The sequence below is a fragment of the Saccharothrix sp. NPDC042600 genome, assembly GCF_040647305.1.
GTDB classification, from domain to species: Bacteria; Actinomycetota; Actinomycetes; order Mycobacteriales; family Pseudonocardiaceae; genus Actinosynnema; species Actinosynnema mutabilis.
Genome location: NZ_JBEZBW010000046.1, coordinates 42,150 through 62,140, shown reverse-complemented (window position 1 = coordinate 62,140; position 19,991 = coordinate 42,150). Strand labels below are relative to the sequence as shown.

Sequence of the window (19,991 nt, the reverse complement as noted above, 5' to 3'; positions counted from 1 at the left end):
GCGTGCGCCGCGAGATCCGCGCCAAGTACGTGGTGGACGCCTCGGGCAACACCAGCCGCATCCACGTCAAGGTCGGCCCCGATCGAAAGACGTGATCGGAGCGAAAATCGACGCGACAAGCCGACGCGGCCTCGCGAACGCGTGTCGAACAGGGGTGCGCGAGCCGTACCCGGTACGGTTCGAACTGGTGTTCGTGGCGGCGCTTTCGAGAGGACCAGCGTGCGGGTGTTCGGTGTCGATCCCGGCCTGACCCGGTGTGGTTTCGGGGTGGTCGACGGTGGTCCGGGGCGCACGGTGCGGCCGGTCGCCGTGGACGTCGTCCGCACGCCCGTGGACGCCGACCTGGCGATCCGGCTGCTGGAGCTGTCCGACGCCGTCGAGCAGTGGCTCGACCGGTACGAACCCGACGTGGTCGCCGTCGAACGGGTCTTCAGCCAGTACAACGTCCGCACCGCGATGGGCACCGCCCAGGCGGGCGGGGTGGTGGCGCTGGCCGCCGCGCGCCGGAACCTGCCGGTCACCTTCCACACGCCCAGCGAGGTCAAGGCCGCCGTCACCGGGTCCGGCCGCGCGGACAAGAAGCAGGTCACCGCGATGGTGACGAAACTGCTCGGCCTCAAGACCGCGCCCAAGCCCGCCGACGCCGCCGACGCGCTCGCGCTGGCCATCTGCCACCTGTGGCGCGCCCCCATGCGGTCGCGCCTGGAGGAGGCCCAAGCCAGGGCCGCCGAACTCGCCCGCACGCACCGCGCGAGACTTGCCCGAGCCGCCGCCCGCACGACCGGAGGGAAGACCCAGTGATTTCGTCGCTTCGTGGACAGGTGCTGTCCATCGGACTCGATCACGCGGTCGTCGAGGTGGGGGGCGTCGGGTTCGCCGTGCAGGCCACGCCCGCCACGCTGGCGACGCTGCGCCGCGGCGAGGAGACGACCCTGGCCACCGCCCTGGTCGTGCGCGAGGACTCGCTGACCCTGTTCGGGTTCGCCGACGCCGAGGCGCGCGAGCTGTTCGGCCTGCTGCAGACCGTGTCGGGCATCGGGCCGCGGCTCGCGCTGGCCACGCTGGCCGTGCTGGAGCCGGACAAGCTGCGCGCCGCGCTCGCCGAGGGCAACATCACCGTGCTCACCCAGGTCCCCGGCATCGGCCGCAAGGGCGCGGAGCGGCTGTGCATCGAGCTGCGCGACAAGGTCGGCCAGTTGCCGTCCACGACGCCCGCGGCGTCCAACGCGGGCCAGGTGCGCGCGCAGGTCGCCGAAGCCCTCCTCGGCCTCGGCTTCCCGGCCAAGCAGGCCGAGCAGGCCGTGGACACCGTGCTGGCCGACGACTCCGCCCAGGGCACCTCCGAGGTCCTCCGCAAGGCGCTGGCGCTGTTGGGTCGCAAGCGATGACGTTCGACGAGGACGACACCCTCAACCCGCTGCCCGACCCGGCCGAGCGGGACGTCGAGTCCACCCTGCGCCCCCGCGACCTGCACGAGTTCGTCGGCCAGCCCAAGGTGCGCGAGCAGCTCGAACTGGTCCTGCGCGGGGCCATGCAGCGCGGCGCGCCGCCGGACCACGTCCTGCTGTCCGGGCCGCCCGGCCTGGGCAAGACCTCCCTGGCCATGATCATCGCGGCCGAGCTGGGCGCGTCCCTGCGGATCACCTCCGGCCCGGCCCTGGAACGCGCCGGCGACCTCGCCGCGATGCTGTCCAACCTGGTCGAGGGCGACGTGCTGTTCATCGACGAGATCCACCGGATGGCCCGCCCCGCCGAGGAGATGCTCTACCTCGCGATGGAGGACTTCCGAGTGGACGTCGTGGTCGGCAAGGGGCCGGGCGCGACCAGCATCCCGCTCGACATCGCGCCGTTCACGCTGGTCGGGGCCACCACCAGGTCCGGCGCGCTGACCGGCCCGCTGCGCGACCGGTTCGGCTTCACCGGGCACATGGAGTTCTACAGCGCCGACGAGCTGGAGCTGATCATCCGCCGGTCGGCCAAGATCCTCGGCGTGGACCTGCGCGAGGACGGCGGCCGGGAGATCGCGGGCCGCTCCCGCGGCACGCCCCGCATCGCCAACCGGCTGCTGCGCCGGGTCCGCGACTTCGCCGAGGTGCGCGCGGACGGCGCGGTGACCCGCGAGGTCGCCCGGGACGCGCTGGCCGTCTACGACGTGGACGAGCTGGGCCTGGACCGGCTGGACCGGGCCGTGCTGGGCGCGCTGGTGCGCTCGTTCGGCGGCGGGCCGGTGGGCGTCTCCACGCTGGCCGTCGCGGTGGGGGAGGAGCCGACGACGGTCGAGGAGGTGTGCGAGCCCTACCTGGTGCGCGCGGGCATGCTGGCCCGCACGCCGCGCGGCCGGGTCGCGACCGCCGCCGCCTGGCTGCACCTGGGCCTCCAGCCCCCGGCGAAGGCCCCCGGCGACGCCGCCCGGACCCTGTTCGACGACGCCGGGGACTGAGCGGGTTCGCTCACCTGGCACAATCGGCGACGGCACCCCAGGAAATCCGGACGTTCCGGGCAGACCAGTCCCGCCGCGCCCGGTTGAACGGAGAATGATGGGCAACCTGTCTTCCTTGATGTTCCCGCTGCTGCTCGTGCTGCTGGCCGTGCCGCTGTTCCTCAGCGCCCGCAAGCAGAAGAGGGCGGCGGCCGAGCAGCAGGCGCTCCTCAAGTCCCTCGAACCCGGTGACCGGGTGATGACGACCTCCGGTCTGTTCGCCACGGTCGCCGACGCGAGCGACGACGAGACGATCGACCTGGAGATCGCCGACGGCGTGGTCACCACGTGGCTGCGTCCCGCGATCCGCGAGAAGGTCAACCCGACCACCGACGTGGACGAGACCGACGCGGTCGTCGACGACGTCGAGGACGCGCCCGCCGCGGACGTCGAGCCGGCTCAGCAGGACAGCAAGAAGTAAGGCGAAAGCGAAAGGGGTTGTGCCGCACCCGCGGCACAATCCTTTCGCCGTCGCGCACCATTGCGGGCCCACCCGGGGGAATCCGGGTCAAGTGTGAACGCCGTCCGGCCCATGCCGTTGGTCCGGTCGGCGCGTTATGGCCGGTCGTGAATGCCGGCCGGCGGTGCGGAACCGGTGCGGAACCGGTGACAGACAACTCACACGGTGCGGGGTACGCTGCGCAATCACCCGGCAGGGCAGTGCCGGGTGGACAAGCGCTGCCCTGGTCCGTTCCCACGGTCGCGGCGGCGTCGACATCTCAACGACAGTTGCAGGAGACGGACGGACCGTGGCACCCCCGGCCGGGCAAATCCGCCCCGCGAAGTACCTGGGCGCGTTTGTCCTCATCGTGGTCGCGCTGTACTCCTTGGTGTTCTTCACCGGGGACCGGAAAGCGACCCCCAAGCTCGGCATCGATCTCCAGGGCGGCACGCGGGTCACGCTGACCGCGCGCGCCCCCGACGGCCAAACGCCGACCGACCAGGCCCTGAACCAGGCCAGGGAGTTGATCGAGACCCGGGTGAACGGTCTCGGTGTGTCCGGCGCGGAGGTGGTCCGCGACGGCACCAACCTGGTGATCACGGTCCCGGGCACGGACAGCGAGGGCGCCAAGCGCCTGGGCCAGACCGCGAAGCTGAACTTCCGCAAGGTCGTCGGCTCGCCGCAGCCCCACGCGCCCGAGCCCGCGCCGACGACCACCCCGAGCACCTCGGGTTCGGCAGCGCCGACCACGACGGCCCCGCCGTCGGGCTCGGAGACCGCGTCCGCCGCGCCGACCACGACCGCCCAGGGCCGCCCGGCGCCCGCGTTCGAGCAGCAGCCGACCGACACGGCGACGCCGCCCGCGACGACCACCCCGTCGGCTCCGACCGAGCCGCAGGTGGACTGCCGCAAGGTGTTCAACGGCGAGTACTCCGAGAAGCCCGAGGACGCCATCAGGGAGTCCAAGACCTGCCGCCAGGACCCCGCGCTGACCACGCTCGACGCGCAGACGGTGTCCCAGGCGCTCGCGGCCTTCACCTGCCCGAAGAAGGACCCGCTGCTCGGCAACGACGACCCGGCGCTGCCGTTGCTGACCTGCGACCAGAAGAACGAGTTCAAGTACGTCCTCGCGCCGGTCTTCCCGGCCAAGGACGCGCAGGTCAAGGACGACGACTTCAGCCTGTACTCGCGGCTGACCGGTGAGGACGTCGCCAACGCGATCTCCGGCACCGACCCGCAGGGCGCGGGCTTCGTCGTGGACCTCACCTTCAAGGGCGAGGGCGGCGACAAGTGGGGCAAGTTCACCTCGGCGAACGTGTCCCAGCAGGTCGCGGTCGTCCTGGACACTCAGGTCGTGTCCGCGCCGAACATCAACGAGCCGATCCTCGGCGGCAACACCCAGATCTCCGGCCAGTTCTCGCAGAAGGACGCCGAGGGCCTGGCCAACGTGCTCAAGTACGGCTCGCTGCCGCTGTCGTTCGAGGCCTCCGAGGCCGAGACGGTGTCCGCGACGCTGGGCCTGGCCTCGCTCAAGGCCGGTCTGATCGCCGGCGGCATCGGCCTGGCGCTGGTGTTCGTCTACTGCCTGTTCTACTACCGCCTCCTGGGCGTGCTGACGATCCTGTCGCTGGTGCTGTCCGGTGTCGTGGTCTACGCGGTGCTGGTGCTGCTCGGCCGCTGGATCGGGTTCACCCTGGACCTGGCCGGCATCGCCGGTTTCATCGTGGCGATCGGTATCACCGCGGACTCGTTCGTGGTGTTCTTCGAACGCTTGAAGGACGAGATGCGCGAGGGCCGGTCGTTCCGGTCGGCGACCCCGCGCGCCTGGGTCCGGTCCCGTCGTACGATCCTGTCGGCGGACGCGGTCAGCTTCCTCGCCTCGGCCATCCTGTACGTGATCGCCGTCGGCCAGGTGAAGGGCTTCGCGTTCACCCTCGGCATGTCGACCGTGCTCGACCTGGTCGTGGTCTTCCTGGTCACGCACCCGCTGGTCGCGATGGTCTCCAAGTCGAAGTCCCTGTCCAACCCGAAGCTGTCCGGCCTGGGCGGTGCGGCTGCGGCTGGCGCCGGCTCGCGGACCGCCGTTCCGGCGGGCAAGACCGCCGCGAAGGAGGTCTGAGCCCTCATGTCCAAGGGGAACATCTTCCAGCGCCTGTACGTCGGCAACGGCGCCTTCGACATCGTCGGCAAGCGCAAGCGCTGGTACGTGCTGTTCGGCGTGATCCTGCTGGTGTGCCTGGCGTCGATCATCTTCCGCGGCTTCAACGCCGGGATCGACTTCACCGGCGGCACCCGCGTCCAGCTGCCGGCGCAGAGCGCGTCCGGCACGATCAGCGTCGAGGCGGCCAAGGAGAGCTTCACCAAGGCCGTCGGCAACGAGCCCGCCGCGGTGCAGACCGTCGGCACGGGTGGGGCGACGACCATCCAGATCCGGTCCGAGCCGCTGGACGCGGCCAAGGTCGCCGCGCTGAAGGAGGGCCTGAACAACGACCTCAAGCCCAACGGCGGGGTCGAGGCCATCAGCGACAGCGCGGTGTCCGGGTCGTGGGGCAGTGAGATCACCACGAAGGCGCTGATCGCGCTCGGCGTGTTCTTCCTGGCCGTGGCGATCTTCCTGGCGCTGTACTTCGAGTGGCAGATGGCCGTGGCCGCGCTGGTCGCGGTGGTGCACGACGTGCTGATCACGGCCGGCGTGTACTCGCTGGTCGGCTTCGAGGTCTCGCCCGCGACGGTGATCGGTCTGCTCACCATCCTGGGCTTCTCGCTCTACGACACGGTCGTCGTGTTCGACAAGGTCAAGGAGAACACCCGCGGCCTGCTCGGGCTCACGCGGCGCACGTACGGCGAGGCGGCCAACCTGGCGGTCAACCAGACCCTGATGCGGTCGATCAACACCTCGCTCATCGCGCTGCTGCCCGTCCTGGGCCTGCTGGCGATCGGCGTGGGCCTGCTCGGCGTCGGCACGCTGAAGGACCTGGCGCTGGTGCAGCTGACCGGTATGGCGATCGGCGCGCTGTCGTCGATCTTCATCGCCACCCCGGTCGCGGTGGACCTGAAGATGCGCGACCCGAAGTACCGGGCGCAGGCGGCCCGGGTCCGGGCCCGCCGGGACAACCTGGCCCGCAAGGCCTCCGGCGAGGCCGTGACCGGCGGTGACGTGGTCGGGTCGACCGACGACGAGTCCCTGAAGGCCGAACTGCGGCACGAGAAGGCCCTGGCGGCCGCCGCCGGCGCCCCGTCCCGCACGGCGAAGGCGGGCGACGCGCGCCGTCGCCCGACCGGCAAGAAGCACCGTTGAAGCTGGACAAAGCCCTAGGGCTGCTGCGTGAGGTCCCGGACTTCCCCCAACCGGGGGTCGTCTTCCGGGACCTCACGCCCGTCCTGGCCGACCCCGACGCGCTGCGGGCGGTGGTCGACGCCCTCCAGGACAAGATCCACCCGGACACGCAGGTGGTGGCGGCCATCGAGTCGCGCGGCTTCCTGCTGGGCGCGGCGCTGGGGTACGGGTGGCGGTACGGGGTCGTGCCGCTGCGCAAGCCGGGCAAGCTGCCGGCGGTGGCGCACCGGATCTCGTACGACCTGGAGTACGGGACGGCCACGCTGGAGCTGCCGGCGGAGTCCATCACCCCTGGTCAACAGGTTGTGGTGGTGGACGACGTGCTGGCCACCGGTGGGACCGCGGCGGCTGCTTGCGCGCTCGTGGAGCGTGCGGGCGGGGTCGTGACCGGGGTGTCGGTCGTCCTGGAGATCCCGGGTCTGGGTGGGCGGGAACGCCTGGCCGGCCGTTCGGTGAGCGCCCTGCTGGCCGTCTGACCCGCGGGGTCGGGCGACCGGTCGGGGCTAAGCGGCCGGTGCTGTTCGTCGTGTGAAGTTCGCCGCTCATCGGGTCGGCGCCGGAGTGTGGTCGTCTGCGGAGTTATCCTCGGTTCCTAGACCCGAGGAGCGTGGTTGAGCCAGGACATCGAGCCCGCCCAGACGACGCAGCCCGTGCCCGCACGGCCTCCGTCGGCCACCAGGCGCGTTCGCGCGCGCCTCGCCCGGCGCATCACCGCGCAGCGGGCCGCGCCGGTCAAGCAGGTGCTGGAGCCGCTCGCGGCCGTGCACCGCGACCTGCACCCCAAGGCGGACCTCGCCCTGCTCCAGCACGCCTACGACGTGGCCGAGGAGAAGCACCGGCCGCAGCGGCGCAAGTCCGGTGACCCCTACATCACCCACCCGCTGGCCGTGGCGACCATCCTCGCCGAGCTGGGCATGGACACCACGACCCTGGTCGCCGCCCTCCTGCACGACACGGTCGAGGACACCGACTACTCCCTGGACCAGTTGCGCGACGACTTCGGCAACGAGGTCGCCCTGCTGGTCGACGGCGTCACCAAGCTGGACAAGGTCAAGCTGGGCGCGGCGGCCGAGGCGGAGACCATCCGCAAGATGGTCATCGCCATGGCCAAGGACCCCCGCGTCCTGGTCATCAAGCTCGCCGACCGGCTGCACAACATGCGCACCATGCGGTTCCTGCCGCCGGAGAAGCAGGCCCGCAAGGCGCGCGAGACGCTCGAAGTGCTCGCCCCGCTGGCCCACCGGCTGGGCATGGCCACGGTCAAGTGGGAGCTGGAGGACCTGGCGTTCGCCATCCTGCAGCCCAAGAAGTACGACGAGATCGTGCGCCTGGTCGCCAACCGCGCGCCCTCGCGCGACACCTACCTCAGCGGCGTGATCAACGAGCTGTCCACGCAGTTGGAGTCGGCGCGGATCACGGCCAAGGTCGAGGGCCGGCCCAAGCACTACTACTCGATCCACCAGAAGATGATCGTGCGCGGTCGCGACTTCGACGACATCCACGACCTGGTGGGCGTGCGCATCCAGGTGGACGAGGTCCGCGACTGCTACGCCGCGATGGGCGTGGTCCACGCGCTGTGGCAGCCCATGCCCGGTCGGTTCAAGGACTACATCGCCCAGCCCCGGTTCGGCGTGTACCAGTCGCTGCACACCACGGTCATCGGCCCGGACGGCAAGCCGCTGGAAGTGCAGATCCGGACCTACGACATGCACCGCACCGCCGAGTACGGCATCGCGGCGCACTGGCGGTACAAGGAGACCCGGGGCACGCACAGCGGCAAGGGCGTCGAGGTCGACGAGATGGCGTGGATGCGCCAGCTTCTCGACTGGCAGCGCGAGGCGGCGGACCCGGGCGAGTTCCTGGAGTCGTTGCGCTTCGACCTGGCCGCGCGGGAGATCTTCGTCTTCACGCCCAAGGGCGACGTGGTGACCCTGCCGACCGGCTCCACACCCGTCGACTTCGCCTACGCGGTGCACACCGAGGTCGGTCACCGCTGCATCGGCGCCCGCGTCAACGGCCGGCTCGTCGCCCTGGAGCGCAAGCTCGAAAACGGTGAGGTCGTCGAGATCTTCACCTCCAAGGCGGAGGGGGCGGGCCCGTCGCGCGACTGGCTGTCCTTCGCCGCCTCCCCGCGCGCCAAGGCCAAGATCAAGCAGTGGTTCGCGAAGGAGCGCAAGGAAGAGGCCATCGAGGTCGGCAAGGACGCCATCGCGAAGGAGGTCCGGCGGGTCGGCCTGCCGCTCCAGCGCCTGGTGTCGGCGGACTCGATGGGCGCGCTGTCCAAGGAACTGCACTACCCGGACGTGTCGGCGCTGTACGCGGCGGTCGGCGAGGGCCACACCTCCGCCCGGCACGTCGTCCAGCGCCTGGTTGCGCAGCTCGGCGGCGTGGAGCACGCCGAGGACGAGCTGGCGGAGCGCTCCACCCCGTCCACGGTGGCGCGCCGCCGGGTGACCGGCGACGCGGGCGTGATCGTCAAGGACGCGGCCGACGTGTGGGTGAAACTGGCCCGCTGCTGCACCCCGGTCCCGGGTGACGACATCCTGGGCTTCGTGACCCGCGGCGGCGGCGTCTCGGTGCACCGGACGGACTGCACCAACGCCGACGAGCTGCTCAAGACGCCCGAGCGCCTGCTGGACGTGGAGTGGGCCCCGTCGTCCTCGTCGGTGTTCCTGGTGGCGATCCAGGTCGAGGCTCTGGACCGGCACCGCCTGTTGTCGGACGTGACGAAGGTGCTGGCCGACGAGAAGGTGAACATCCTGTCCGCGTCGGTGACGACGTCGCGCGACCGGGTGGCCGTGAGCCGCTTCTCGTTCGAGATGGGCGACCCGAAGCACTTGGGTCACGTGCTGAAGGCCGTGCGCAGCGTGGAGGGCGTGTACGACGTGTACCGCGTGACGTCAGCGTCTTGACCGGCGCCGGCGACTCGCGCGCTTGCTTTGGGGCGCGTAGCGCGTTGTCTTTGGGGCGCGCGTAGCGCGCCTGCTTTTGGGCTTTTCCGTCATCCCCGTATGGCCTGCCCGAAGGGCTACCACAGATTCGGCCGGGTGCAGCCGAAAAGTTTTGCGAGGAACGAGCAAAAGTTTTTAGCGGCACCCGACCGAATCTGTGGTCGGCTCCGCCAGGCCATACGGGGATGACGGAAAAGCCCCCTCTTTTGCTCTTCCGTCATCCTTGGTGGTCTGCCCGCCGGCGAGGCTCTTTTAAGCTTTTCAAGATCTTCATGACACGCTTCGCGCTTTCGGGAAGACGCGCTTCGCGCTCTCAGGAAGGCGCGCTTCGCGCTCTCAAGAAGGCGCGCTTCGCGCTCTCAAGAAGGCGCTCGCCGCGCGGCAGGCCCCCGGGGGGAAGGGCGTCGGTTCGTTCCCCGCACGGCCTGCCGGAGGCAACCACAGGTTTCCGGTGCTGTCCAGAAAACTTTTGCTCGTGCCTCGCAAAACTTTTCTGGACAGCACCGGAAACCTGTGGTTGGGCTGCGCCCAGGCCGTACGGGGAACGAACCGAGGCCCTTCCTGTGGGCTGGCAGCGCGGCTGGCGCTGTCCGCGCTTCGCGCGTAGAGGGGTGGGGCGTCAGCGAAACGTCAGGTGGCGCTGCGATCATCGCGACTGCCGGTCACCTCACGGCCGGCGGGGAAGACGAAGGGGCCGGCTCCAGCACTCCTCTCCCGAGTGCGTGGGCCGGCCCCTTCGGGTTCGTCCTGCTACGCGACCGTGACGGTCTCGAACTTCACTTCCTTGTTCGGCTTGCCGCCGCCCGGGGACGGGTCGAAGGAGCCGTCGTGGCCGCCGCGGGCCACCTCGTCGATCAGCTTCAGGCCGGCCTCGTCGACGCTGCCGAAGACCGTGTAGTCCGGCGAGAGTTGGGCGTCGCCGTAGACGATGAAGAACTGGCTGCCGTTCGTGCCCTTCTGCGTCTCCTGGTCGATGCCCGCGTTGGCCATCGCCAGGTAGCCGCGGCCGTAGGTCAGCTCGGGCCAGGTCTCGTTGTCGAACGCGTAGCCGGGGCCGCCGCGGCCGGTGCCGGTCGGGTCGCCGCACTGCAGCATCTGCAGGCCCTCGGTGCCGATGCGGTGGCACGTGCTGCCGTTGAAGTAGCCCTGCTTGGCCAGGCTCACGAAGCTGTTCACCGCGCACGGCGCGAGCGCCTTGTCCAAGGTCAGCTTCAGCTCGCCGATGTTGGCCTTGATGGTGGCCGTCGCGGTGCCGGTGGCGGACACGCCCGTCGCCTCGGGGGCCTTCGTGCCCTCCTTGGAGGACGGCTCCTTCGACTGCCGGTACTCGCAGGTCGCCGGGTCCGCGATCGGGGTCGGCCGCTTGGGCAGCGCCTTGACCTCGGTCGGGATCTCGATCGGCTTCGGGGTGGTCGAGGTGGCCGCCGTGTCGTCCGAGCCGCCGAAGTCGGCCGTGGAGATGAAGTAGACGCCACCGGCGACGGCGACGACCGCGATGACGGTCACCACCACCGAGACGATCCGGCGCCGCTTCGCGCGCTCCGCCCGGCGGGCGAGCTGTCGTTCCAGCTTCCGCTTGGCCTGCTCGCGGCGCTGCACGTTGGTCGGCACCTGCAACCTCCCTGTTCTCGCGTCGACCGGCGACGATCGGTGTGCAGTCTAGGGGGCACGCATATGGCTGGTGTGTGCCGGATAGGCTGGTAGCGCGGTCCACAGCGATCCGTTGCCGTTCTGTTGCCGTCGATAGCCGTCGAGGAGTGTCCGCGTGCTGGTGATCGGGTTCCCCACCGGCGCCCTCCAGGCCAACTGCTTCGTGCTGGCCGTGGAGGCCGGCGGGCCGTGCGTCGTGGTCGATCCCGGCCAGGACGCCGCCGAGCCGCTGGCGCGGGCGCTGCGCGAGCACCGGTTGACCCCGGTCGCCGCCCTGCTCACGCACGGCCACTTCGACCACTGCTTCTCCGTCGCGCCTGTGTGCGACGGCAACGACATCCCGGCGTGGGTGCACCCCGACGACCGGGCCCTGCTGTCCGACCCGCTCAAGGGCATCAGCGCCGAGTCGCGCGCGTTCTTCGGCGGGGACCTGGAGATGCGCGAACCGCGCGAGGTGCGCGAGCTGTCCGACGGGGCCGAGCTGGACCTGGCGGGCCTGCGGCTGACCGTCGACCACACACCGGGCCATACCGGCGGGTCGGTGATGTTCCGCGCCGGCACCGAGGAGGGCGGACGGCTCGTGCTGTCCGGCGACACCCTCTTCGCCGGCTCCATCGGACGCACCGACCTGCCGGGCGGCGACCACCGCGCCATGCTGGCGTCACTGCGCACCAAGGTGCTGACGCTGCACGACGACACGGTGGTCCTGCCCGGCCACGGCCCGACGACCACCATCGGCCGTGAGCGCGGGAGCAACCCGTTCCTCCTGGAACTGGGCGACGACGCGCCGGCCGCACCGCACCGAGGACTGTGAACCCCGTGACGACGTTCTCCGCCCCCAAGGGCGTGCCCGACTACTTCCCGCCGGTCTCCGCGACCTTCGCCGCGGTCCGCGACACCCTGTTGGACTCCGCCCGCCTGGCCGGCTACGGCTACATCGAGCTGCCCGTCTTCGAGGACACGGCGCTGTTCGCGCGCGGCGTCGGCGAATCGACCGACGTCGTGACGAAGGAGATGTACACCTTCACCGACCGCGGCGGCCGGTCCATCACGCTGCGCCCCGAGGGCACCGCGGGCGTGATGCGGGCGGTCATCGAGCACGGCCTGGACAAGGGCCAGTTGCCGGTCAAGCTGGCCTACGCGGGCCAGTTCTTCCGCGCCGAGCAGCCGCAGGCCGGCCGGTACCGGCAGTTCCACCAGGTCGGCGTCGAGGCGATCGGCGTGGACGACCCGGCGCTGGACGCCGAGGTCATCGCCATCGCCGACGAGGCGTTCCGGCGGATGGGCCTGACCGGCTACCGGCTGGAGCTGACGTCGCTGGGCGACTCGTCGGACCGGCCCGCCTACCGGGAGCTGCTGCAGGCGTTCCTGGCCAAGCTGCCGCTGGACGAGGAGACCCGCCGGCGGGCCACCATCAACCCGCTGCGGGTGCTGGACGACAAGCGGCCCGAGGTGCGGGCGCTGGTGGAGGACGCGCCGCTGATGCGCGACCACCTGTCCGACGCCTCCCGCGCGCACTACGAGCAGGTCAAGGACGCGCTGAACGACCTGGGCGTGAAGTTCGTGGAAAACCCGCGGATGGTGCGCGGCCTGGACTACTACACCAAGACGTGCTTCGAGTTCGTGCACGACGGGCTGGGCGCGCAGTCCGCGATCGGCGGCGGTGGCCGCTACGACGGGCTGATGGAGCAGCTGGGCGGGCAGCCGCTGTCCGGGGTCGGTTTCGGCCTGGGTGTGGACCGGTCGCTGCTGGCGTGCCAGGTTGAGGGCGTGCAGCCGGGTGACGTGGCGCGGTGCGACGTGTACGGCGTGCCGCTGGGCGACGCGGCGAAGTCGCGGCTGGTGGCGCTGTCGGCGGCGCTGCGCGGTGCCGGGGTGCGCTTCGACATGGCGTACGGCGGCAAGGGCCTCAAGGGCGCCATGAAGGGCGCGGACCGGTCCGGCGCCAGGTTCGCGCTGGTGCTGGGCGAGCGGGACATCGAGGCGGGCGTCGTGCAGCTCAAGGAGCTGGCGTCGGGCGACCAGCGCGAGGTGCCGCTGGTGGACGTGGTGATCGCGGTGCGGGAGGCGTTGGGCCGGTGAGCGACGACGAGCGGATCCCGCTGGACCTGCTGGACCCCGCGGCGGTGCGCAAGCGCGCCCGGACGGTGGCGATCGGCGCGCTGCTGGTCGCCGCCGCGTTCGGCGGTCTGCTGGGTCTGCTCGCCGGTCGCACGGCCGGTCTGGTGACGGCGGCGGTGTTCGCGCTGCCGTTGTTGCTGCTGGCGTGGTCGGAGGCGCGGCGGCGGGTGTGGCTGTCGGGGCACGTGCTGACGGTGCGGGCGTTCGGCGCGCGGTCGGTGGACCTGCACACGGCGGACCAGCTGGACCTGCTGGTGACGGACATGCGCGGCAGCCGCACCGTGGGGTTGTTCGTGCGCGGCGGCGGCAAGGCGATCAACCTGGCGCTGGCGATCTACGCGGGCACCGGTGGGCGCGAGCAGGGCGTGCTGGCGCTGCGCAAGCTGGCCGACGTGCTGGCGGGCCGCGGCGACGCCCCGGGCCTGGTGTTCTCGGAGCTGCTGGTCGCACAGCTGCGAGCGGAGGCCCGAGGCCTGGCGGCCGCGGACCGGCCGCTCTACCAGCTGGGCTCCCTGGCCCCGTCGGGCCGCTTGGCGCAGAAGCTCAACCCGGACGCCATCTCCCGCTTCGTCTCCACCCTGGACTGACCGCCGGGACGTGACGCGCCCCGGTCCCTCCCCGTGCCGGCACTAACGGTTCGGGCGGTGGTGCGACTTCTCCGGTATGAGGTCGCGTCCGGTGGTGGTGGGGCTGCTCGCGGTCGTCGTCGTGTTGGGCGCGTGGCAGTTCCGGGTCCGTGGCGACGTGCCGTCGGCGTACGGCGCGTGGCTGTGGTTGCGGTCGTGGTGGCCTGCCGTGGGTGGCGGGCTGGTGCTGCTGGTCGTGCTGGGGCTGGTCTGGCCGCGGTCCGCCACGCGGCAGCCGCACGACTGGTCGCGCACCACGGCGGTCGTCTCGGCGTTCACGGCGGTGGCGGCGCTGGTGTTCACCGCGCTGTCCCTGGACGCGACGCGCGAGCAGGTGGCGGTGTCCGAGCAGGCGCAGATCACCGACCGGTTCACCAAGGCGGTGGAGCAGGTGGGCGTGAAGGGCGCGGACCGCGTGCACCTGAGGATCGGTGGCATCTACGCGCTCGAACGCGTCGCCGACGACTCCGAGCGCGACCGGCCAGCGGTGGTCGAGCTGCTGTCGGCGTTCATCCGCGACACCAGCCCGCGCCTGCCGGACCGGCCCTGCGACAAGGTGGCGCCGGACGTCCAGGCCGCTTTCACGGTGCTCGGCCGCCGGCCGCCGCACGTCCGGGGCGACCCGATCCGCGTGGTGGACCTGCGCGGGACGTGCCTGGTCGAGCTGTGGGCGCTCGACGCGGACCTGACCTACGTCGTGCTCGGTGACGCCAACCTCGACCGGGCGTCCCTGGGGCGGGTGAAGCTCGGCCCGGTCACCTTCAACCGGACCAGCCTCCGGGGAGCGCACGCGTCCGGGGTGGACTTCCGCGGCTCGTGGGCGCTGGACGGGACCGACTTCACCGGCGCGACCCTGGGCTCCGCCAACTTCGAGGGCGTCGACCTGTCCGGCGCGAGGTTCGAGGGCGCGGACCTGACCGGCGCCAAGCACAACGGCTCCACGAAGACCACCGGTGCCACCAAGGACTCGGCCACCAAAGGAGCGTGGTGGTGACGTGCGCCCGGGTCGGATCACGCGAGGGCGCGGAGGAAGGCCTGGTAGGCCTGCTCGATGCTGCCTCCCGCGACGTGGTGGAACGTGACGCCGACTTCCGCCGCCAGTTGTTCGAGGCATCAGTCGGTGGGCAGGCCCCACGTGCCCTTCGGCGGGGACGGGGACTGGGTGGCCGTCTCGTCCGTCGTCACCGGCGCTCCGCCGATGAACCGGACCAGCGACTCGTCGTGCTCCACCCGGCCCGGGAACGGGTCGCCGGCCGTGCGCCGGACCAGGTCGGCCACCGGCAGCTCCACGTGCGAGCCGAGGATGACGAAGTTGCCGAAGCGCCTGCCCCGGAACACCGCCGGCTCGGCCAGCACGCACACGTGCCGGAACACCGCCCGTGCCGTCGCCGCCTGCGCCCGCGCGAACGCCAGCTTCCCGCCGTCGCCGATGTTCGCCGCGTACACGCCCCCGCCGCGCAACGTCCGCTCCGCCAGCTGCACGAACTCCACCGACGTCAGGTGCGCGGGGGTGCGCGCCCCGGCGAACACGTCGGTCACCACCAGGTCGAACGTGTCGGGCGGGGCCTTGGCCAGCACCTCGCGCGCGTCGCCGGTGCGGATCTTCACCCGCCACGTCCGGTCCAGCGGCAACAGGCCGCGGACCAGCTCGACCAGGGCCGCGTCGACCTCCACGACCTGCTGGGTCGAGCGGGGCCGGGTGGCCGCGATGTAGCGGGGGAGGGTCAGCGCGCCGCCGCCCAGGTGCAGCGCGCGGACCGGTTCGGCGGTCGGCGCGAGCAGGTCGGCGACGTGGCCGAGCCGCCGGACGTACTCGAACTCCAGGTGGCAGGGGTCGTCCAGGTCCACGTGCGACTGCGGGGTGCCGTTGAGGCGCAGCGTCCACGCGCCGGGGACGTCGTGGTCGGGGACGAGTTCCGCGATGCCCGAGTCGACCTCCCGGGTGATCGTCTGGTCGGTCTTCCGCGTCCGTCCCACGCGGGTGATTATCCCGGCAGCGCCTGGTTGCGCCGCCGCCGGTCGGGCAGTCGGTCGACCAGCCTGCCGAGGCGCTCGGTCGTGCCCTGCAACGGGCCGAGCGCGGCGGCCAGCACGCGGATCGACTCGTCGAGCTGCCCGGTGGTGCCGGCCAGGGCGGTGATCTTCGGGGCCAGCTCGACCAGTTGGGCGTGCACGGCCTCCATCTGGTGCAGCGCCTCGGGCAGCTCGTTGGCCAGGAAGGTCGCGAGCTGCTCCAACCGTTCCAGCGTGCCGCGCAGCTCGCCGACCTGCGGCAACGCCTCCGCCAGCGGGGTCAGCCGCTCCAGGGCGTCGGCGATGCGCGGCAGCGCCGCCACGCCGGCCACCAGCCCGCCGGCGACCCGGGTGGTCAGGTTGAGCACGGTCCGCAGCATGCCGGTACGGTACCGCCGTGCAGGTCGCCGCGAACGTCCTGACCGCGCTGGTCGCGGCCATCCACGTCTACATCCTGGTCCTGGAGATGTTCCTGTGGACCACCCCGCGCGGCCGGGCCGCCTTCGGGACGACGGCCGAGTTCGCCGCCGAGTCCAAGGTGCTCGCCGCCAACCAGGGCCTCTACAACGGGTTCCTGGCCGCCGGGTTGGTCTTCGGCCTGGTGAAGGGCGGTGAGGTCGGGTACGCGTTCGTCGTGTTCTTCCTGCTCTGCGTCTTCGTGGCGGGCGTGTACGGGGCGGCGACGGTCAGCCGGCGGATCCTGTTCGTCCAGTCGGTGCCCGCGGCGATCGCCCTGCTGTTCGCCTTCCTCGCGAGCTGAGCGCCGGGCTGGGCGTCGGGGCGAGCGCCGGGCTGGGCGTCGCCAACCACTCGATCGTGTGACGAACGGGCGGGTGGGCGCGTCCTAGCATCGGTCCCGACCTCGGGAGCTGAAGCCATGGATGCCGACTTACGCCGCCTGCTCGTGACCGCGTCCCTGCTCGCCACGACCCTCGTGCCGCCGTCGGCCGCCGCCGCGTCCCCGATCACGGAGTACGGCCCGGTGCCGTCGTCGCTCCCGATCGGCGGCGTGTGCGAGGTCGAGTTCGACCACCACGGCAAGCTGTGGGTCGAGCAGTACCTGAGCAGCCAGGTCGCCCGGTTCGACCCGGCGACCGGGCGGTTCGAGAACTTCTCCACGCCGATGCCGCTGTCCGTGCCCGGCGGCATGGACCTCGACCCGGCGGGCGACCTGTGGATGCCGCAGGTCACCGGCAACAGCCTGCTCCGCGTGGACACCGACGACGGCAGCATGACCGAGGTCCCGCTGCCCTGGGCCGACGCGTTCAGCACGCAGGCGCTGGGCATCCCGCTGCACGGCGGTCTCGGGCTGGCCAACGACCTCGCGCGCGGCGCGGACGGCGCGCTGTGGTTCACCCTCGGCGGCCTGGACTCGATCGGCCGCTACGACCCCGTGACCGGCGCGTGGAGCAGGTTCCGGGTGCCGGGGGAGGTCCTGGGCCAGGTGGGCGCGCTGTTCGGGATCATCAAGCCCGGTCCGGGCCGGACGGTGGTGTTCGACCTGCCGCAGCTGAACAAGGTCGCCACCCTGCACGTGGACACCCACGTGTTCACCCAGTACACGATGCCGACGCCGAACTCGTTCCCGGTGGGCGTGCGCACGGCGGCGGACGGCTCGATCTGGGTGGGGGAGTCGCTGGGCATGAAGATCGCCCGCATCGACCCGGTGACCGGCACGATCGTCGAGTACCCGTTGCTGGGCGTCAACGGCCTGCTCACGAGCGTCCTCGGCGGCCTGCCGGTGGGCAGCGTCGGCAACCCGCTGCCGATGGTCGGGCCCATCGCGGAGGCGGGTGACGGCAACATCTACTTCTCGGTCAGCTTCCCCGCGGCGTTCGGCCTGGGCAACCAGGTGGCCCGGTTCAACCCCACCACGCACGAGGTCCGCATGTGGGCGACGCCCTCTTCGGCCTCGTACCCGTGCGACATCAACGTCCACCAGCCGGGCGCGGTGTGGTTCGGCCTGTTGACCGCGAACAAGATCGGGAGGCTGGACATCGCCGCCGCGTGAGGTCAGACGCGCCGCCAGGGGCCCTTGGCGGGGTCGTACCCGGTCCGCAGGTCGCCCGTGACCCGCTCGAACCGCGAAGGCGGCACGTCCTCCGCCTCCACTTCCTCCTCGAACTCCTCGTCGGGCTCGTCCTCGGGAGCGTCGTCCACCGGGACGTCCTCGCGCCCGGCGACGAACGCGGCCAGCGCGGTGGTGATCGGCACCGCCGCGACCAGGCCGATGCTGCCGACCAGGGTCCGCACGACCTCCTGCGCGACCTGTTGGGCGGTGAGGATCTCGCCGAGGTCCCGGCCGGACAGGGAGAACGCGAGCAGCAGCGGCAGCGCGGCGCCGGCGTAGGCCATGACCAGGGTGTTCACCACGGACGCCAGGTGGTCGCGGCCGATCCGCGAACCCGCCGCGTACAGCTCGCGGAACCCCAGGGCCGGGTTGGCGCGGCGCAGTTCCCACACGGCGCTGGTCTGGGTGACGGTGACGTCGTCCAGCACGCCCAACGCGCCGATGATGGTGCCCGCGAGCAGCAGGCCGCGCGTGTCGATGCCGTGGCCGAGCAGGGACACCAGGTTGGCGGTGTCCTGGTCGAGGCCGGTGAGCTTGCCGAACGCCGTGAACAGCACGCCCAGCAGGCAGATCAGCGCGAGGCTGACCAGGGTGCCGAGCACGGCGGTGGACGTTCTCGCGGAGACGCCGTGGGTCAGGTACAGGACGATGAACATGATCAGCCCGGCCCCGACGACCGCGACCGTCACCGGGTTCTCGCCGGCCAGCAGCGCGGGCAGCACGAACAGCACCAGCACCACGAAGCTCAGCGCCAACGCGCCCAGCGCCGCCAACCCCTGCCACCGCCCGAGCAGCAGCACCGCCGCCGCGAACACGACCGCCAGCAGCACCATCGGCGTGCCGCGCTGGAAGTCGGCGAGCTGGTAGGACGTGTCCGACGTCGGGTCCCCGCCGCCGAAGGCCAGCACCACCTCGTCCCCGACGGCGAACGTCGGCGAGGACGGCTGCTCGGGCATGGGGATCCGCACCTCGCGCCCGGCGGCGGCCCCGTCGGACATCTTGACGGCGACCAGCACGCACCCGCTCGCGCCGGGCTGGTCCCCTTCGGGCCCGCACCCGCCCTTGGTGACGGCGGTGACCTCGCCCCGGACGGGCGTCTGGACGATCCCGACCTCGGAGCCGGTGGGCTGGTCGCGGCCGAACGGGTAGAGCAGGAACGCGCCGACGACGGTCGCGAGGACCAGCGGCAGCAGCAGGACCAGCAGCAGTCTGCGGACGGGCGCGGAGGCGGGTTCGGCGTGACGGCCGTGCCCGTGGCCGTGAGCTGCGAGGAGGTCCTTGGCGTGCACGGGCACATACTGCCCGACCGGAACTGTCGGTACCGCGTGAGATGATCGAACCGGGGGCCGGAGGCCACCACCGCTCGGAGCCGGGACCACCCCGCGCCGCCGAACGCCGCCCCCGCGCCGCCGGGGCCACCCCCGCGCCGCCGGAGTCCACCCCCGCGCCGCCGAACGCCACCCCCGCGCCGCCGGAGTCCGCCACCGCGCCGCCGAACGCCACCCCCCGCGCCGCCGAGGCCGTGGTACGCCAACGGCCGGGGGTGCGGGAGGCACCCCCGGCCGTTGACGAGCGGGTCGGCCGGCGCGCGGAGCGCCGGGCTCGGCCGGCGTGGTCTCCGTGACCGGGTCGGTCAGTTGTGGCAGAGCTGGTCCTTCTTGAAGAGCAGCAGCCGGGTGATGGTCGCGCCGCCGAACCCGTACCGGACGTCGCCGCCGATGTCCGCGCTGTCCCAGTTGTGGCCGTCCACGAACCCCGGGTAGGCCGCCCGCGCCTGCTCGATCGTCGACCCGGTCCGGATGCCCTCCGGCGTGCGCACGTTCCCCTCGACGATGATCGAGACCACGCCCCGGTCACCGTGGCGCTGCACGAACACACCGCCGTCGAAGTCCTTCATCCGGTAGAACGCGCAGTACGCCCCCTCCTGGTCCTCACCCTCCCGCACGACCTTGCCGGTGGCCAGCAGCTCGGCGTCGGTCATCCCGAGCCGGATCGCGCCGAAACCGCCGTGGTCGAGCAGCGCCGCCGGGTCCGCCACCTTGCCCGTCACCGGTTCCGGAGCGGGCTCGACGGTCGGCGTGCCGGTCGGCGCGACGGTCGGCGCGACCGAGGAGGGCACGGTCGGCGACGCCGTCGTGGTCGTGGTCGTGGTCGACGTGGTGGTGGGCGCCGCCTGCGGCGGAGTGGACGTGCACGCCACCAGGCCGGCCCCCAGGACCGCCGCCACGAGCACCGGGCGAATCGCCTTCATCTGTCTGCCCCCTCGGTTTCCGGGCAACCCGAACAACCGTCCTGATTGGA

Annotated in this window: 19 protein-coding genes; 14 read left to right on the top strand and 5 right to left on the bottom strand. The window is 71.8% G+C overall.

The window, feature by feature from the left end:
• Nucleotides 1-219: 219 nt before the first annotated feature.
• The 8 genes from ruvC (at nt 220) to AB0A74_RS25220 (ending at nt 9,170) form a co-directional block, all read left to right on the top strand.
• Nucleotides 220-801, top strand: a complete 582-nt coding sequence (gene ruvC, locus AB0A74_RS25255; protein ID WP_358253083.1) for a crossover junction endodeoxyribonuclease RuvC — start codon at nt 220-222, stop codon at nt 799-801.
• Entirely contained in the window at nt 798-1,388 is a 591-nt protein-coding gene (gene ruvA, locus AB0A74_RS25250) for a Holliday junction branch migration protein RuvA (protein ID WP_358253081.1), read from the top strand. The genes ruvC and ruvA overlap by 4 nt, the downstream gene beginning before the upstream one ends.
• The gene (ruvB, locus tag AB0A74_RS25245) at nt 1,385-2,440 is read left to right on the top strand and encodes a Holliday junction branch migration DNA helicase RuvB (protein WP_358253080.1); all 1,056 of its coding nucleotides are present in this window, start codon (nt 1,385-1,387) and stop codon (nt 2,438-2,440) included. The genes ruvA and ruvB overlap by 4 nt, the downstream gene beginning before the upstream one ends.
• 106 nt (nt 2,441-2,546) lie before the next feature.
• Nucleotides 2,547-2,900, top strand: a complete 354-nt coding sequence (gene yajC, locus AB0A74_RS25240) for a preprotein translocase subunit YajC (RefSeq protein WP_358253087.1) — start codon at nt 2,547-2,549, stop codon at nt 2,898-2,900.
• Between the two features lie 328 nt (nt 2,901-3,228).
• Entirely contained in the window at nt 3,229-5,040 is a 1,812-nt protein-coding gene (gene secD, locus AB0A74_RS25235) for a protein translocase subunit SecD (protein WP_358253079.1), read from the top strand.
• A gap of 6 nt (nt 5,041-5,046) precedes the next feature.
• Nucleotides 5,047-6,219, top strand: coding sequence for a protein translocase subunit SecF (gene secF, locus AB0A74_RS25230; RefSeq protein ID WP_358253077.1), 1,173 nt, complete (start codon nt 5,047-5,049; stop codon nt 6,217-6,219).
• On the top strand, nt 6,216-6,734 hold the full coding sequence (locus tag AB0A74_RS25225; RefSeq protein WP_358253075.1) for an adenine phosphoribosyltransferase: 519 nt from the start codon (nt 6,216-6,218) through the stop codon (nt 6,732-6,734). The genes secF and AB0A74_RS25225 overlap by 4 nt, the downstream gene beginning before the upstream one ends.
• 135 nt (nt 6,735-6,869) lie before the next feature.
• A complete protein-coding gene (locus AB0A74_RS25220; RefSeq protein ID WP_121220321.1) occupies nt 6,870-9,170 on the top strand; it encodes a bifunctional (p)ppGpp synthetase/guanosine-3',5'-bis(diphosphate) 3'-pyrophosphohydrolase in 2,301 nt (766 codons plus the stop codon).
• A gap of 789 nt (nt 9,171-9,959) precedes the next feature.
• Here AB0A74_RS25220 and AB0A74_RS25215 read toward each other — a convergent pair.
• Nucleotides 9,960-10,820: a peptidylprolyl isomerase gene (locus AB0A74_RS25215; protein WP_358253073.1), complete on the bottom strand. Its 861-nt coding sequence runs from the start codon at nt 10,818-10,820 to the stop codon at nt 9,960-9,962.
• Between the two features lie 154 nt (nt 10,821-10,974).
• Between AB0A74_RS25215 and AB0A74_RS25210 the strand changes: the two genes are divergently transcribed.
• The 4 genes from AB0A74_RS25210 (at nt 10,975) to AB0A74_RS25195 (ending at nt 14,600) form a co-directional block, all read left to right on the top strand.
• Nucleotides 10,975-11,673, top strand: coding sequence for an MBL fold metallo-hydrolase (locus tag AB0A74_RS25210; RefSeq protein WP_358253071.1), 699 nt, complete (start codon nt 10,975-10,977; stop codon nt 11,671-11,673).
• Nucleotides 11,674-11,678: 5 nt separating this feature from the next.
• Nucleotides 11,679-12,941, top strand: a complete 1,263-nt coding sequence (hisS, locus tag AB0A74_RS25205) for a histidine--tRNA ligase (RefSeq protein WP_358253069.1) — start codon at nt 11,679-11,681, stop codon at nt 12,939-12,941.
• Nucleotides 12,938-13,567, top strand: a complete 630-nt coding sequence (locus tag AB0A74_RS25200; protein WP_343938836.1) for a hypothetical protein — start codon at nt 12,938-12,940, stop codon at nt 13,565-13,567. The genes hisS and AB0A74_RS25200 overlap by 4 nt, the downstream gene beginning before the upstream one ends.
• Nucleotides 13,568-13,643: 76 nt before the next feature.
• The gene (locus AB0A74_RS25195) at nt 13,644-14,600 is read left to right on the top strand and encodes a pentapeptide repeat-containing protein (RefSeq protein ID WP_358253067.1); all 957 of its coding nucleotides are present in this window, start codon (nt 13,644-13,646) and stop codon (nt 14,598-14,600) included.
• Between the two features lie 119 nt (nt 14,601-14,719).
• On the opposite strand, the gene AB0A74_RS25190 is transcribed toward AB0A74_RS25195, so the two are convergent.
• Nucleotides 14,720-15,583: a fused MFS/spermidine synthase gene (locus AB0A74_RS25190; RefSeq protein WP_358253065.1), complete on the bottom strand. Its 864-nt coding sequence runs from the start codon at nt 15,581-15,583 to the stop codon at nt 14,720-14,722.
• Between the two features lie 8 nt (nt 15,584-15,591).
• Entirely contained in the window at nt 15,592-15,999 is a 408-nt protein-coding gene (locus AB0A74_RS25185) for a hypothetical protein (protein ID WP_358253063.1), read from the bottom strand.
• 17 nt (nt 16,000-16,016) lie between these two features.
• On the opposite strand from AB0A74_RS25185, the gene AB0A74_RS25180 reads away from it, so the two are divergent.
• Both AB0A74_RS25180 and AB0A74_RS25175 read left to right on the top strand, forming a co-directional pair.
• On the top strand, nt 16,017-16,379 hold the full coding sequence (locus AB0A74_RS25180; RefSeq protein ID WP_358253061.1) for a DUF1304 domain-containing protein: 363 nt from the start codon (nt 16,017-16,019) through the stop codon (nt 16,377-16,379).
• A gap of 117 nt (nt 16,380-16,496) precedes the next feature.
• Nucleotides 16,497-17,630 (top strand): hypothetical protein, encoded by a 1,134-nt coding sequence (locus tag AB0A74_RS25175; RefSeq protein ID WP_358253059.1) that lies wholly within the window; start codon nt 16,497-16,499, stop codon nt 17,628-17,630.
• A 2-nt stretch (nt 17,631-17,632) separates the two neighbouring features.
• On the opposite strand, the gene AB0A74_RS25170 is transcribed toward AB0A74_RS25175, so the two are convergent.
• Both AB0A74_RS25170 and AB0A74_RS25165 read right to left on the bottom strand, forming a co-directional pair.
• Entirely contained in the window at nt 17,633-18,979 is a 1,347-nt protein-coding gene (locus AB0A74_RS25170) for a YibE/F family protein (RefSeq protein WP_358253057.1), read from the bottom strand.
• 344 nt (nt 18,980-19,323) lie between these two features.
• Entirely contained in the window at nt 19,324-19,941 is a 618-nt protein-coding gene (locus tag AB0A74_RS25165; protein ID WP_358253056.1) for a hypothetical protein, read from the bottom strand.
• Nucleotides 19,942-19,991 lie beyond the last annotated feature (50 nt).

What these genes read in the sequence shown, in the direction of transcription:
- AB0A74_RS25175 (WP_358253059.1), top strand. Translation starts at nt 16,497, where the DNA reads ATGGATGCCGACTTACGCCGCCTGCTCGTGACCGCGTCCCTGCTCGCC.
- ruvB (WP_358253080.1), top strand. Translation starts at nt 1,385, where the DNA reads ATGACGTTCGACGAGGACGACACCCTCAACCCGCTGCCCGACCCGGCC.
- AB0A74_RS25185 (WP_358253063.1), bottom strand. Translation starts at nt 15,999, where the DNA reads ATGCTGCGGACCGTGCTCAACCTGACCACCCGGGTCGCCGGCGGGCTG.
- AB0A74_RS25165 (WP_358253056.1), bottom strand. Translation starts at nt 19,941, where the DNA reads ATGAAGGCGATTCGCCCGGTGCTCGTGGCGGCGGTCCTGGGGGCCGGC.
- AB0A74_RS25195 (WP_358253067.1), top strand. Translation starts at nt 13,644, where the DNA reads ATGAGGTCGCGTCCGGTGGTGGTGGGGCTGCTCGCGGTCGTCGTCGTG.
- secF (WP_358253077.1), top strand. Translation starts at nt 5,047, where the DNA reads ATGTCCAAGGGGAACATCTTCCAGCGCCTGTACGTCGGCAACGGCGCC.